Raw genomic sequence first — 16459 nt, forward strand, 5'->3', positions numbered from 1 at the left:
TAAAATGAAAAAGATCTCAATATATGTACTTGTAATTTTAATATTGACAAGTAGTTGTAAAAAGGTGCTTGATGTAAACAAAGACCCCAATAACCCTACAGACGTTCAGGAAGCATTATTGTTGTCGCCTATTGAACTATCGGTATCTGACCAGGTTTACGCGGGCAATGCCAGCATAATTGTTCAAAATTTTATGCAAACCATCACAGCAAACCAACCCAACCCGGGTATTTGGAGCTATCAGCTTTTTAATACCGATTTTGACGGGGACTGGTACAACTTTTATGTGAACGTTTTAAACAACCTCAATATCCTGAATAAAAAAGCCGAAGCAGGCGGAAGATATAACTATGCGGGCATATCCAAGATCTTAACTGCTTATACTTTAGGCACAGCTACGGATATGTGGGGCGATATTGCCTATTCAAAGGCATTTAAAGGCAGCGATGATTTTACACCAGCCTATGATAAGCAGGAAGATATTTATAAAACGGTACAAAGCCTGCTTGATAACGGAATTGCCGACATCAACAAAAATAGCATTACCAAACCTGCAGGCGATGATTATTTTTATCAAGGGGATATGACCAAATGGAAAAAACTGGCTTATACCTTAAAAGCCCGCTATTACATGCACTTAACCAAAGCGCCCGGGTACACTGCCGCGCAGCAAGCCGACCTTGCCTTAACGGCTTTAAGTAACGGGATGCAAAGCAACGATGACGATTTCAAGTTTGCATATTCGGGTGCTGCAGGTAGCGAAAATACTATCAATCTTACTTTTTCGGCGGTTAGTACTTATATATTAAACGATACCTATGTTGAAGGTTTTAAAAGCAGGAATGACCCGCGACTGGCCAAAATTGTAAAGCCTGCCAAAGCAACGGGCTTGTATACAGGCCGTAAAGTAGGAGACCCACTGGGTGACCTGTCCAAATATTCATATCCCACTGATTTTTATGCAGGCGCGTCTTCTCCTAATTATATTGTAAACTATTCTGAAGCATTATTTATTAAAGCAGAGGCAACCTTTATAAAATCTGGAGCATCAGCAGCTCAGCCTGTTTACCAGGATGGGGTTAAATCAAATCTGACAAAACTTGGCGTCGCTTCTGCGGATGTCAACTCCTACCTGGCTGCCCGGGGCACTCTTACCCAGGCGAATGCTATTCGGTTGATCATGGAAGAAAAGAGCCTGGCAAACTTCTTCAATATTGAGAACTTTACTGATTGGAGAAGGACCGGCTATCCGGCAATAACAAAAGTAAACGGCGCTCTTTCCGATATTCCAAGAAGGTTATTATATCCGCAAAGTGAAATTTTAACCAATAACCAACCCCAACTAAGCGCAAAACTTACAGACAGGCTATGGTGGGATGTTCAATAACATAACCCTTTAAACAGGGTTTAATAGTTAAATATTAGCAAAAGCAACCTCACTAAAATTTTAGTGAGGTTGCTTTTTTTATGAATAAGGGGTAATTGAAACCAGCGATTTTAACAATACATCCATCTTGTTAAATGCACAATATGATACCCAATAAATGCAGAAAATTTTGTTCAACAAGAAGGCCCTTTTGTTTCATGAAACAAAAGGGCCTTCTTGTTGGTAATGATAGCTATTTAACAGCCCATTCATGAATGCCTGAGGCATTATCAACGGGTAATTGTATTTCCATTCTTAAAGCTGTTGTGCTAACGGGTTCAAATGTTACTACATTAAAACCATCCTTACTAACAGTATATGGCGTTGTGTTTTTTACGGGTATCCATTGGCCGTCTTTTTTATAAAGGATCTTGTATGATGCTGGAATGCGGCAGCCGCCCCAAGGGCCATCATCATACCAGTAAACCTTTGATTCGCTAACCGTATATTCAGCATCAAAATCATATTGAACAAACTCATTGGTGTTTTTAGCTGGCCACCAATGCAGATAAGGATAATTGGTGTCTTTTGAATCTGCCGGTTCATATTGATCTTTTATAGCATTAAACATCCTTTGGTTTTTTAAGGATGCTGTTACCTTGCTTTTGCTGGCAATTGTTGGTGCAGGTTTTGGTCTTGCTGCCGAAGCTTCATAGGGTATCCATACGGTCATTTCGCTGGGCCCGCGGTTTGCCCAGGCATAATAGGGAATAGCCTTAACCTGCTGGTCTGTTTCTATTAAACTATTACTGTTTAGCTGCCGTTTAGCACTTTTACCTTCGGCATTTATTACATCAACACCATTTAAAAGGTCGGCGTGGTAGTTGGCGTTTGCAATTGCATTTTTATCGATCAATATATTTTGTACCAGGCTGTCCTTATTATCGGGTCCTTCAAGGCAATATACAACCGGACCGCGTTCAAATGCAAAGCGCCCTCTGTCATCTTTTACCTGTTGGTTGGCCAATACCTTCTCTGTTTCCATTGGCAGTGTAAGGGTAACTTTGTCTCCCTTTTTCCAGGTGCGTTTTAATACTGCGTAGCCCTTTTCGGTGGTAAACGAGTTGATTTGGCCGTTTACTGATAAAATAACCGGCAATGGTTTCTTATCCATAAATGTGTACAGGTCGCCAGGTACAGGTTGTTGCTTTGCCCAGCCCGGAATGCGTATCCTCAATGTAAACAGGTTTGTTTTATCAGGATTTACGGTAATATCAATTTTTCCTTTCCATGGATAATCTGTTTGCTGTACAATATTTACGTTGCCCGAGGTAAGCTTGATATTGCTTGAATTGCTCATAAACAGGTTAACATACAGGTCATTTTTATTTTTAGCGTAAACATAACCCGGCAATGATGGCAAAAAACGCGTCATGTTGCTGATACAACAGGCACAGCTGATCCATGCGCTGCGCTGGTGCTGAAACATAGAAGCCAGTGGGTTTGGATAAAAGAAACGGTCGCCGCTTAAGGATACACCAGATAACAGGCCATTGTAAAGTGTTCTCTCCAGCACGTCGATATATTTTGAATCACCATGCAATAAAAACATCCTGTTGTTCCAGTAAACATTACCAATAGCTGCACAGGTTTCGGCATAGGCCGACATATTAGGCAATTGATAAGCATCGCCAAATGCTTCGCCTGCACCTGTTGCGCCAATACCGCCGGTTATATAAAGTTTTTTATTTACAACATCGCTCCATATATCATCAATGGCTGTTAAATAACGGGTGTCGCCGGTTAAGGCGGCAATATCGGCCATGCCGGTATACATATAAGCAGCCCTCACCGCGTGACCTTCGGCCTCGTGCTGGTCAACCACTTTTTTATCTGCCTGGTTGTAAGAGTCGCCCTTTGGTCCGCGAACATCTAAAAAGAACTTAGCCAGGTCAAGATATTGTTTGTTGCCGGTAACACGGTACATTTTTGATAAACCAATCTCTACGATCTGGTGGCCCGGATATTCCTCAATTTTACCAGGACCGAATGTTTTAACCAGCAGATCGGCATTTTTTATGGCGATGTTAAGCAAGGTGCGTTTACCGGTTGCCTGGAAGTGTGCCACAGCTGCCTCATACAGGTGACCGCTGTTATATAGTTCATGGCTCAGGACCTCTTCCTTTTCCCAGCGTTTTGAACCTATCCATTCATGCGGCTTTTTAGCATGTACGGTTCTGAAAGTGTACAGATAGCCATCTGGTTCCTGCGCTGCACCAATAATGCTGATCAATGTATCAATATATTTATCAAGCTGCGGGTTCTTTTTGTTTTGCATGGAGTATGATGCACCTTCAATAGCCTTATAAACGTCGGTGTCATCAAAAGGAAATTCACTCAGCTTATCACCATCAAGTTTTTTGGCTGCACGCAAAAAATTATCCATGCGGCCATTGGCTTTACACTGGGCCAGTACATAGGGAATGGTAACAGTGGCATTTACTTCCATTTTGGGCTGCCAGAAATTATCGTTTACATGCACGCTGGTAAACGCAACCGGTTGGATAGGATAATCCTTTTGCTGCGCAAATAATGAGCCTGCAAGCCCTATCAATGCGAGGGAGAGTAAACAGGCCGGTTTTGTTTTATTGATCATGATCTTGAATTTCTTTACTTATTAAAGGTTAGTTTTTACCATGCGGCTGCCGTAAACCGGGCCCGCGCTGTTTTCTTTTTTCGGTAATAATTTAACGGTTACTTTTTGTTTGCCTTTTGTTAATTCAATGGGCAGTGTGTAGCTGATATCATAAAAGCGGCTTTCCTTGTACTGGTTCAAATCTTCTGATGCAATTTTTACACCGTCAATTAAGATATCAAAACGTCGTCCGCGGTTATCCATTCCCCAATAGGTATTAATGAGCGTATTTTGTACACTGGCATCAACTTTCATGTCATATTGCAGATAACCACCATTCTCTGTCGACCGCCATTTCTTTTGATGATCTTCGCCCGTTGTGGCATTTTCACCGCTGAAATTATGATCGCGTTCCGGTTGCATTTCGCCTATACGTAAAACATCCATGGTACGGGCTTCCAGCTCCTGCTGCTTTTTCTTTTGTTCGTCATAAGCTTTTTGCTGTACCACCCATGCTTGTGGGGTAAATACATCCCAGTAAACAGAGTAATATTGGTTTTGGGTTTCATTAAATGGCATCAGGGTAACTTCTTCGGGTTTCGAAATATTTACCGTACGGAAAGTTAGCTGTTTTTTGTCAACCATTTGCAGCCATTGATTAGGATCGGTTTCGCTGGTTACAAAAACGGGCACGCCTTTAAGCGGATCAGGTTCTGTATTACCCAAAATACCGGCAAGCAATACCGGACCGTAAAAAATCGCCCGCCGGTTAGCATTATCAGGCATCGCTTCAGTATACAAACTTTCCGGGGTGATGAATTCAATTTTATCGTTGTTGCGCCATTTGCGGTTTAAAACAAAGTATCCTTGTTCATCGGTAACAGCATTTTGGGCCTTTCCATTGATACTGATGGTTGCATTGCCTGTCCATTTTGGTTTGCGAATGCGAATGGCCATAGCGACAGTTTTTTTTGTATTAACTGTAAAAGCAATATGATCAGATGCGGGGAAATTATTCACCTGTTTAACTGATAAACCCTTTGATGTCCAGTTAAGCACTGACGGGATAAACAAATTAATGTATAAACTGCCGTCAGCACCTTTAAAATAGATGCTTTCGTTGTATTTAACGTGGTTTTCCATTCCAGAGCCAACACAGCAGGTAAAATCATCAAAGGGGGTGCTGTAATGTTTTGTTCCCCCCATTCTAAGCGGCACAAAATAACACATCATGCCATTCGTATGGTTTTGCGACGCAAGAATATGGTTGTACAATGCCTTTTCATAATAATCCATTAACATGGCCGAAGGTTCAACTGCAAACAAGTGCCTGGTTAATTTCAGCATGTTATAGGTATTGCAGGTTTCGGTAGTGTTTTCGGTAAGTTTTTCGTTTAGTTTGCGTGGTTCGCCAAGATATTCATAATTACTGTTGCCGCCTGTAGCATACGAATGATTATTAACGATGGTTTCCCAAAAGAAATCTGCAATGGCCTTATCTTTTTTATCGCCGGTAAGTTCATATCTGCGGGCGCTTGCAATTACCTTCGGAATTTGGGTGTTAGAGTGTTTGCCAGGCAAAATATCCTGTTTCTGTGATAGCGGGTCGAGGATCTTCTTGTCATAGAATTTGTATGATAGTTCAAGGTACTTTTTATCGCCATTGATAGCGTATAGGTTGGCAAGTGTTTCAGCCATTCCTCCATATTCGCAGAGCAGCATTTTTTGCAGCTTCTCATCATCCAGGTTTTTGATGGTTTCGGCTGTCCAGTCGGCCATGCCTTTAGATATTTTTAATGCCTGGGTATTATTGCCATATAAGTAGGCGTCGAGCAGGCCCGCCATAACTTTATGAACGGTGTACCAGGGTGACCAGCCACCATTTAAATCAAAGCCTCTTGAACGGATATCGCCCCTGGAAACTTCGGCCCAAATGGTGTCTTCTTTAGGAATAGCGCCTACATAGCCTGTTTTGCGGGCTACCTGGCATTCATCAAGCTCTTTAACTATATAATTAATGCGTTTTAAAAATTCAGGATCACGTGTTGATGCGTAGTGCATAGAAATGGCCGACAAATAATGACCCAGGGTATGGCCTGCCAATCCTGATGATTCCCAGCCCTCATAAATTTTGCCTTTAGGTTTCAGGCCCGAATGTGAACGGAAGCCAGAAAGCAGCCTGTCGGCGTTTATGGATAATAAATAGGCAGCGTCAACTTCCATTGCCTTTTTAAAAGGGCTTTCAAGTAACTGAACGTCTTTTAAATCAAAGGCATAAGCTTTTATTGCAACTATCGGTTTTATTTTTATCCGGGCATCGTTCCATTCAGGTACATAGGATTGAGCCCTGGTAGTTTGCGCACTTATAAAGCAGGCTACAAGGCATAAGTTTAATTTAAACCACTTTTTTATTACCATAACATTGAGTATTAACTAAAAAATTATAATTATCTAAATTACCCTGGTTTGCTTAATAATTGTAAATGATATTTTGCCGGTGATAGCAGTATTTTAACTGGTTTTGAAATTGACAAACCACGGTGATATATGTTTCCTATATGTTTTTGCCTGATATGCACATTGTGGCTTTTGAATAATTAAAAACATTTAATTTGGCTAAGCGATCCCGCTGTCAATTATTGTTTTGATTTTAAGTGTAAATAAAACATTTAATGTTTTAACTTTTGTTCAAAAGTAAGTTTTTCAGCAAATTTTTATGCCTCAACCAACAATAAATTAGCAGATGCTAATCATATTTTACCCTTTCATCCTCATTTGTTGGTACTTTGAGTTAAGTAATTGTAAATTCAACAATTATAAATTAATGTTGGAGATGAAGGTTTTACAATTTACCATTCCGGTATCGCACGAAAAAAGTGTTATTGTAGAAAGGGTTTGTTTACCATATCATTACCCTTATCTGCACCGGCACAAGGAAATTCAACTCACCTGGATACGTAAAGGTGAGGGCACTTTGATTGTTGGAAACAATATGCATGATTATAGTGCCGGAGACGTTTTTTTAATTGGGGCAAACCTGCCGCATGTATTTAAGAGCAATCCGGAATACTTTGATCATAATTCAAATAAAAAGATTGAAGCTTTAACGGTTTTCTTCAATCCCGAAGGAACATTGTTACCACTGTTTAACATGGCTGAAATGAAACCCGCTTTAACTTTCTTTCAGCAATATCAGCAAGGCTTTAAAGTTCCGCATTCTATTGCCGATAAGGTTGTAGCTGCCATGGTTGCGCTTGATAAGGCATCCGGGCTCGACCAGATCATCCAATTTTTTAATCTGATCAAGGGTATAACCTCGGCTAAATGTAAATTAAGTCCCTTGTCAACATATGGTAACTTGCCGGGTATTACCGAAAACGAAGGGATAAGGATTGGTAATATTTATAATTATATCATACAGCACTACAGCGAAGCCATTACACTTGAAGATGTGGCTAAGGTAGCGTATATGACACCCGAATCCTTTTGCCGTTATTTTAAAAAACACACCGGCAATACCTTTATCTCATTCTTAAACGAGATCAGGATAAACGAGGCCTGTAAGAAACTTATAGCCCATAAATTTGAAAGTATAAACAATGTGGCCTATAAGTGTGGTTTTTCAAGCATCACTAATTTTAATAGGGTATTTAAATGCGTAATAGGAGTAACCCCCAAGGGCTATATTGATAGCTATAACAACAATGTGATCAGTCTTAACAGGGCCGCTGGTTAGTCTGTACCTGGTTGAATATTTACCTTAAACTTAACATATAGCGTGTTTATTACTTTTTTCAAACCAACTCAAAATGGTTTAATTTTATTTTTTTTGGTTATTCATGCATTCACAGGTAATGCGCAAACCGCCACTGTAGCGGGCAGCTTATATGAGCAAACCAGCGAAATTGGCGGAACGATTGTAAGGTATGGGCAGGACATTAATGCGATCAAAGATTTTTATTCGCCGTATAATGTAAATGAGCATGCTGAAGGTCAGTACAAGCAAAATGTAATTAATTCACCTGAGCAACGTAAAAGACTTATTGAAGTTGACAGCGATTATCTGAAACAGCTTGACCAAACAAATTTTACTGCCCTGAGCATATATGGCAAGGTTGATTATATCCTGCTCAAGAAACGCATCAATTTTGACCTGAAAGATCTGAAAAAAGAAGATGAACTCTACAGTCAGGCTGCCCAATATGTTTCTTTTGCTGATGAGATATATTTATTAGAGCAAAAACGTCGCCGGGGTACATTTGTTGATGGGCAAAAGGTAGCAAGTGACCTTAACAGGATATTAAAAGACCTTGAAATTCATATTGCCGCGTTAAAAAAAATACCCGCGCTGGATATGCCTGTGGCAAAAACAACCCACGATGCCTTATTCGGTTTAAAAGGCCGGTTGCGCGACTTTTATGGCTTTTATAATAAATATGATCCATCCTTTACCTGGTGGGTGCCCGAGCCTTACAAGGCCCTCGATGATGAACTTGGGCGGTTCGGTGAACTTGCCATTGCTAAAGGAAGGATCAACACCACCCAAAAAAGTGATAGTAGTGGCATAAAAGGTGTCCCAATAGGGAGGCAGGAACTCATCAGTCAGTTGCAAGCTGAAATGATTCCGTATACCCCTGAGGAGCTTATAAAACTTGCCAATATTGAGTTTGCCTGGTGTGATAAGGAAATGCTCAAGGCATCGCAGGAGATGGGTTTGGGTAACGACTGGAAAAAAGCGCTTGAAAGAGTAAAGAATAGCTATGTACCGATAGGTCATCAACCCGAATTGATTGTTAAATTATATAATGATGCCGTAGGTTTCATCAAAGAGCGTGATTTGATTACCATACCACCGCTCGCAGAAGAAACCTGGGGCATGGTCATGATGTCGCCTGAAAGACAACTGATAAATCCGTTTTTTACGGGCGGTAAAGAGATCAGTATTTCATATCCAACCAATACCATGCAACTTGATGACCGCCTGATGAGCATGCGTGGCAATAATCCTTATTTTTCAAGGGGCACGGTTCAGCATGAACTTATTCCGGGCCATAATCTGCAGTATTTTATGAACAGCCGGTATAAAGCTTATCGGCAGGATTTTTCGACACCGTTTGCCGGCGAAGGCTGGCCATTATATTGGGAGATGTTACTATATGATCAAGGCTTTGCCAAAACGCCCGAGGAACGGATTGGCATGCTGTTTTGGCGTATGCATAGATGTGCCAGGATCATATTTTCGCTCAACTATCACTTAGGCAATTGGACGCCACAGCAATGCATTAATTTTTTGGTTAACAGGGTAGGGCATGAAAAAGCCAACGCCGAAGGTGAGGTAAGACGATCATTTGAAGGTGGTTACAGCCCGCTTTACCAGGTTGCCTATCTGTTGGGCGGCCTGCAATTAATGGAGTTAAAAAAGGAACTGGTAGATAGCGGTAAAATGACCTATAAACAATTTCATGATGCTGCTGTCAAAGAAAATCTTATCCCGGTAGAAATGTTAAGAGCTACCTTAACTAACCAGGCATTAACAAAAGATTTTACCACCAGCTGGAGGTTTTACGATTTTGGAAGCAAGTAACTGCATTTCAAAATCTGCATTAACAAATACAAACATTTGATTATTTATTTTTATGGAGAACGGTAATTCTTTTAAGCCTTCACTGCGGTTAATTGATGCCACTATGCTGGTAGCAGGCAGTATGATTGGTTCAGGTATTTTTATTGTGAGCGCCGATATTACCCGCAACGTTGGCAGTGCTGGCTGGTTACTGTTTGTTTGGCTTATTACCGGATTTATGACGCTTACGGCGGCACTCAGTTATGGCGAATTAAGCGCAATGTTCCCCAAGGCAGGTGGGCAGTATATTTACCTCAAGCAAGCGTACAGCCCGTTGGTGGGGTTTTTATATGGGTGGAGCTTTTTTACAGTGATACAAACTGCTACCATAGCTGCAGTGGGCGTGGCTTTTGCAAAATTTACAGCTTATTTGTTGCCTCAATTCAGCGAGGACCTGGTTGCCATTAACCTGGGCTTTATCACAATATCGCCTGCGCAGCTGCTTTCTATTTTAGTTATCGTTTTGCTAACCTATATTAATACCCGTGGTGTTAACAGTGGTAAAATTGTGCAAACTATTTTTACCATGGCCAAGTTGCTGAGTTTGCTGGGTTTAATTGTTTTTGGTCTTTTTGCAGTAAAAAGTTCTGTGTGGACAGAGAATTGGCATGATGCCTGGAGTTTGCACAACTTAAGGCCGGATGGTACCATCACCTCCTATACCACTATAGCTGCTTTAGGTGCTATTGCATCAGCAATGGTAGGTTCTATATTCAGCAGCGATTCATGGAATAATGTAACTTTTATAGCCGGCGAAATTAAGAATCCGAAAAGGAACATTGGTTTAAGCCTGGCTTTAGGTACACTGATAGTTACCCTTATCTATATTTCAACTAACGTTATGTATACAGGGGTTCTTTCGTTGCATAACATCGCAGCTGCCGATAAAGACAGGGTAGGTGTGGCAGCATCGCAACAAATTTTTGGTACATCAGGGACGGTGATTATTGCACTGCTTATTATGATATCAACGTTTGGCTGCAATAACGGATTGATTATGTCAGGTGCAAGGGTTTATTATTCCATGGCAAAGGATGGGTTATTTTTTAAAAAAGTCGGCTCGCTCAATAAAAACTCGGTACCGGGCTTTGGCCTGTGGCTGCAATGTGTTTTTGCCTGTTTGTGGAGCTTAAGTGGGAAATATGGCAACCTGCTTGATATGATATCGTTCGTTGTTGTAGTCTTTTACGTGCTCACCATTATCGGTATTTTTATATTACGCAAAAAAATGCCGGATGCCGAACGGCCATATAAAGCGTTTGGATACCCGGTTTTGCCCGTCATTTATATTATTATGGGGCTTGCTTTTTGCCTGTTGCTCATTAAATATAAGCCGGCCTATACCTGGCCGGGGCTGCTCATTACCCTAAGCGGTATTCCGGTTTATTATCTTATCGGAGGCCGTAAACAGGGCAAACCTGTTGAACTTGTCGAGGGCTTATAAATTACTGATTCTATCTGCATAAATTGATGAAAAAGAATATTATCGCTGGCGTGGATTATTTAGTTTGAATATGATGCATAACTTTTTCATCCGGTTTGCTTTTTTATGGTGGTTATGCTTAAGCGCTTTAATAAGCTTTGCGCAACAACAATCGGACGTAACGCCAGGTAACGGCAACCCTATTCTGCCAGGCTATTTTGCCGATCCCACAGTACGGAAATTTGGTGATACCTATTATATTTATGCAACTACTGATGGCAACGGGGGAGGACACGGACCATCGCAGGTATGGACATCAAAAGATTTTGTGAATTGGACCATGCGTGACATGAATTGGCCAACGTCTGATTACTACTGGGCCCCCGATGTTATTAACGGCAATGATGGTAGGTATTACATGTATTATTGCCAGCCCGTAGATATTTATGGCGCATCCTCATCAAGCCCTGTCGGTCCGTGGACACCGCTTTTACCGGGTGGTAAGGCAATGATCCCTAATTATTTTATACCCGGCGTTATAACATTGGATGGGCAAACCTTTAAGGATGACGACGGAAAGATATATATGTTTTGGGGTACCTGGGGTATCTATCCCGATCATGGTTGCGGTGTGGGGTTATTAAACTCCGATATGCATTCTTTTTCAAAAACGGCAAAGATACCCAACACTATAGCTAAGGACTTTTTTGAGGCGCCGTTCATGTTTAAACGTAAAGGGATCTATTATTTTACCTATTCATCCGGGCGTTGTGAGGATTCTACTTATCGGGTTCAATATGCTATCAGCAAAACCAGCCCTATGGGCCCTTTTGAGTTTGGTAAAAACAACCCCATACTGAACACTAACACCGATGGCACAATTCATGGGCCTGGTCATGAATCGGTTATACAGGTAGGCGATGATTTTTATATGGTTTATCACCGGCACAATAACCCTCACTCCAACGGTGGCTATCACCGGCAGGTTTGTGCAGATAAAATTGTTTTTGACGATGATGGCAATATTGAAAAGGTGATACCGACGCATACCGGAGTGGGACTATTAGGAAAAAGCACTTACAGTGTCACTGATCAGGCTTATGTGAAAAAGGTGACAGCATCTTCATTTTATAATAACAATTACCAGCCTTCATTTGCGGTTGATAATAATAACGGCACATTATGGAAACCAGCTGATAATAGCACAGCGCCTGCATGGCTTACTATAGATTTGGGGAATGTAATGCCTATTAAACAGGTGCTAATACAGTTTGAGTATGCAACCTGGTACTATCAATATTTTATAGAAACATCAGTAGATGGAAAAATCTGGAAGCTGTTTTCAGACAAGAGATCAAATAAACAACATGGCTCGCCAATGTTGGATTCAGGCTCGGCCATGGCCAGATTTATCCGCCTTACCATAACCGGAACTGAATACCCCGGTTTGTATAAAGCGGTATGGAATATTAAAGTGTATGGCGAGCCTGTAATAAGCGGATATGCTAACCACGCATCCAAAACCGGTTCTTTACCGTCAAATGCCTCGCAGATGAACGCTAAAAGTGTCCCAGCTCAGCAAAAAGGCTTATTGGTAAGTTTAGATGCAATTAATTTTCAAGCTGGCGAAGCAGTAAACAAGTGGAAAAATAAAGGATCATTAGGTGGCGATTTTACCACAACTGGTAAGTCTCCCGTTATTGATATTATTGCGGGTAAAAAAGCATTGGTTTTCAATGGTGCACAATTGCTTAAATCTACTGTTGATGTTCCTCTGTCGCTTGCCGGTAATAATAGTTATACGGTATCATATTGGGTTTATAGCAGCCAAACCAGGGATGAAAACCCTGTATTAAGCTGGACAAATGGTGAATCAGATCACAAGAGCGCCACCTTTGGATATGGAAGCAATTCAACTGCGGGTGCTGTGCAACATTTTGGTGTTTCTGACCTTCAATACCAAGAGATGCCACCAGCTGGAAAATGGCATCATGTTGTAGTTACGTTTGATGGTACTTTTGAAAAGCTTTTTGTTGACGGCGTGCTTAACAATAAAGAAAATAAAATGTTGTTTTTACAGCCCGCAGTTAAATTCACAGTTGGCGCAAAAACAAATCTTTCGGCTTATTTTATGGGTGCTTTATCATCACTTGCCATCTATGACAGGGCATTACCTGATAGCACCATACAGCAGTGGGCAAAGCATCCTCATAGATCAGATATTGCCGTTTATCTTGATGCTTCCAGGCTTAATTACGGCAAGCTTCAAAAATGGAAAAATGACGGAGATACAGGCAGCGAATTTCAATCGGCAGACGGAACACTTCCTGAGGTTGCCGATATCGGTGGGAAGATAGCGGTTGGTTTTAACGGGGAGGAATCCCTTACATTTAATACAAGTTTAGCCTGGGATAATAATGGAAAGCAAGATTATAGTATTGCCTTAAGCGTATATCAATCTGCACCAAAGCCTGGCTTGCCAATAATAAGCACGCAAATACCTGTTAAGCCAATAATAAGTACAGATAAAACATTAAGGAGCGGCCAGTGGCACTACATTACAAAAACTTTTAAAGGTACATTGGTTAAAGAATATGTTGATGGCGTGTTAGTTTCATCAGCTTCAACTCAAACAGAAAGCCATATCCCCGGCGGTTTATCAATTGGTAATGGATTTAAAGGCGCTTTAAGTAACCTGGTAGTTTATAAACATGCCTTAAGCTATACAGAAATTAAACAGATTAGTCAAAATTGGAAACGGAACGATCATCCACCCATAAAGCGGGTACCTGTATTTGAAATTGCTCCTCGAGCAATAACTCCCAATATGGTTGATATGCAAGCTCACGAAGACGCATCAATAAAGTCAAACCTTCAGTATAATTTTATTAATGAAACCGACACCAGTAAATCAAGCGGCTGGCAGACCGGTGCACATTATATTGATTATGGTTTATTAGCAGACAAAAATTATAGCTACTCTTTTAAGGTAAAAGATAGTTATGGTAATGTAAGCGCAAAAACTACCGCCTTGCCCGTGAATACATCTTCTGCACGATTCAATATTGCTACTGATCAGTTTTTTATAAATAAAGATTTTACTGCTGATAGCCTTACCGGAACTATATGGAACGGCCTTATAGGTGCGGGCGGCAAGCAGGAAGGTAAAATATTTGCCGGTAACCATACATTAACACTTGAATCAAAAGGTTCAAACTGGGACGGAAACATGCCATACGGTCCATTTATTTATCAAAATGTTTCCGGAGATTTTGTTGCAGAGGTGGAGGTAATCGATGTGAGTGGTTTGACGGAGAAAAAAGTTACCGGTAACAATGATGCCGGATTGATGGTGAGAAGAATGAAACAACCAGGAAGCGAGGGTAGTGAAGCGCTATTGCAAAATGGCATTTTCCCGGCATGGAACTGCGGCAATCTGTTTACAAATTTTAAAGACGGTGACAGGATGCAAACTAATACTCAGGCAGGGTGGAATTACGATCGCCACCTGCAGATCCAAAAAACCGGCAAGCTGTTTTACATAAGGAGCAGCAGCGACGGTACACATTGGACTGATTTACCCGGCAGCCCGGTTTTAAGGCCTGATCTTGACGGCAGCCCGGTGCAGGTGGGGCTTTATCAAAGCACTTATGGTCCGCAAAAGGCATATATTAAATTCTCCGGCTTTAAACTCATCACTCGTAAGAAGTAAACTGATACCGCCTTTATATCTCAATATAATGATTATTATAAAAAATGTAATATTTGTTTGATATTTTTACTTATAGGTTAATTTTGGTTTTATTTTGTTGTTTGTGATAAATATTAATATATTTATTAAATATTAATTAAGTTTGTTTAAATCATTAGTTATAATATATAGTTATCTAATATATATTCTGATTATTACAAACCAATTTAAATACCTAAACCTAAGAAAATGAACAAACACAGAATCCTATGGATAGTAATATCCGTTTTTGCGATAGCTATTATCGCCAGGTGTACCTCCAGCGACCACAATGGTACCTCATCTACAAAAACAGAAGACGAAAAAAAAACTTTCCCTGACTTTGGGGTAATGATCCCTATTGATTCGTTCATAAAGCATTATCCGGGCCAAAAGGTTTTTAAACTAAGCCAGGATTTTCCGGAAACGGGGCCAGGTGATGATAAAATGCCCGCCTTTTTCAAGATCCCTTTCGATGACAAGAGCAGGTGGAAGGAATGGCTGCTGGCTGCCAGGGATTATTGCTTTGACGGCATGATAGAGGCTAATTTTATTGCCCAGGATAATAAAAAACGCAGCTGGTATCATATGCCATGGCTGCATTACGGTCCTCTTGCTTCAGAAGGTTTTAATGGATTGGCAAAAGAGGCCCCAGTTAGTCCGTACCAGTTGGCGCCCGGTCAAAAACGCGGCGGGCAGGTTTACGCCTTAGGGTTTTATAATGATTTTGCCGGCCATGTTTTATATAAAATGTGGAACACGTCAACAGATCCCGATCCATTTGTAACTCAAGGCCCTAAGGGAGGTTTCCCGGTAGGTACAGTAATATTCAAACTATTATATACCGATCTGGATTCAACCGATGTGCCTTACCTTAAAAATTCTTATGAAAGAACAGCCTTTATTTCGCCTACGTTTAAAGATAGCGTAAACCGTATAGTTAAAAAGGTACACCTCATCCAAATGGATATCATGGTTCGCCAAAAAGAGGCGGAGAAATATGGAACCGGCTGGATTTTTGGTAATTTCTGTTACAACGGCGACCTCAATAAAGGTAAAACCATGCGTGAGAGGGTAATGAATTTGGTGCCTGTTGGCATTCAGTTCGGTAACGACCCGCAATATAAAACCAACTGGATAAATCCTTACCCCGTGAGTAAAACAATGATCAATGACAGCCTGAAAGAAACTTTTATCAACACCTCTGCAGATCTGCCTCCGCAGCACTTAGGATGGGGCGGAAGACTTGATGGTCCTGTGGATCTGAATACCGCATCATGTATGTCCTGCCACCAAACCGGTGAGTTCCCACAATTTGCTGCACTCGTACCTGATGAGGCATTTATAGGGGATACACTGCCTAATGGCTCTATGAAATACCTTACAAATACCAACACCGCAGCCTGGATAAAATATTACCAGAATTTAAAATGTGGCACTGCATATAATCCCGCAAAAGCCTCGTCAACAGATTTCTCATTGCAGGTTTCTTTGGCGCTGGGTTATTATTGGGAATGGAAAGATAAAACCGTCGGAGGGTTTTATGCTAATCAATTCAGCGGCACCGTACACTCGGTACGCAGAGGCGGAATGCCGTTCAGAAGGGCCAAGGCACTTAAAAAAGGCGGGCCAAGGCAAAAAGCTAATGTGTTACCTAATACGCTGGGTACTTTTTAATAAAG

The 16459-nt window shown here is 41.1% G+C and carries 8 protein-coding genes; 6 read left to right on the top strand and 2 right to left on the bottom strand.

Going from position 1 to position 16459, the window contains the following annotated elements:
* Nucleotides 1-4: 4 nt before the first annotated feature.
* Nucleotides 5-1387 carry a SusD/RagB family nutrient-binding outer membrane lipoprotein gene (locus tag J2W55_RS12705; RefSeq protein ID WP_310096231.1) on the top strand — a complete coding sequence of 461 codons (1383 nt, stop codon included), beginning with the start codon at nt 5-7 and terminating at the stop codon, nt 1385-1387.
* 232 nt (nt 1388-1619) lie between these two features.
* Here J2W55_RS12705 and J2W55_RS12710 read toward each other — a convergent pair whose 3' ends face one another.
* Nucleotides 1620-4022 carry a glycoside hydrolase family 127 protein gene (locus J2W55_RS12710; protein WP_310096233.1) on the bottom strand — a complete coding sequence of 801 codons (2403 nt, stop codon included), beginning with the start codon at nt 4020-4022 and terminating at the stop codon, nt 1620-1622.
* 21 nt (nt 4023-4043) lie between these two features.
* Nucleotides 4044-6419: a beta-L-arabinofuranosidase domain-containing protein gene (locus tag J2W55_RS12715; protein WP_310096236.1), complete on the bottom strand. Its 2376-nt coding sequence runs from the start codon at nt 6417-6419 to the stop codon at nt 4044-4046.
* A gap of 415 nt (nt 6420-6834) precedes the next feature.
* Here J2W55_RS12715 and J2W55_RS12720 point away from each other — a divergent pair, with 415 nt between their 5' ends.
* The 5 genes from J2W55_RS12720 to J2W55_RS12740 all read left to right on the top strand — a co-directional run bounded on the left by J2W55_RS12720 (nt 6835) and on the right by J2W55_RS12740 (nt 16454).
* Nucleotides 6835-7737, top strand: coding sequence for an AraC family transcriptional regulator (locus tag J2W55_RS12720; RefSeq protein ID WP_310096238.1), 903 nt, complete (start codon nt 6835-6837; stop codon nt 7735-7737).
* Nucleotides 7738-7830: 93 nt separating this feature from the next.
* On the top strand, nt 7831-9585 hold the full coding sequence (locus J2W55_RS12725; protein ID WP_310096240.1) for a DUF885 family protein: 1755 nt from the start codon (nt 7831-7833) through the stop codon (nt 9583-9585).
* Nucleotides 9586-9637: 52 nt separating this feature from the next.
* Nucleotides 9638-11068 (top strand): APC family permease, encoded by a 1431-nt coding sequence (locus J2W55_RS12730; protein ID WP_310096244.1) that lies wholly within the window; start codon nt 9638-9640, stop codon nt 11066-11068.
* Between the two features lie 70 nt (nt 11069-11138).
* Nucleotides 11139-14759, top strand: coding sequence for a family 43 glycosylhydrolase (locus tag J2W55_RS12735; protein ID WP_310096246.1), 3621 nt, complete (start codon nt 11139-11141; stop codon nt 14757-14759).
* Between the two features lie 228 nt (nt 14760-14987).
* Complete coding sequence (locus tag J2W55_RS12740) at nt 14988-16454, top strand: hypothetical protein (RefSeq protein ID WP_310096248.1); 1467 nt, start codon at nt 14988-14990, stop codon at nt 16452-16454.
* Nucleotides 16455-16459 lie beyond the last annotated feature (5 nt).

Origin of the sequence: Mucilaginibacter pocheonensis (assembly GCF_031456535.1) — a bacterium.
GTDB lineage: Bacteria > Bacteroidota > Bacteroidia > Sphingobacteriales > Sphingobacteriaceae > Mucilaginibacter > Mucilaginibacter pocheonensis.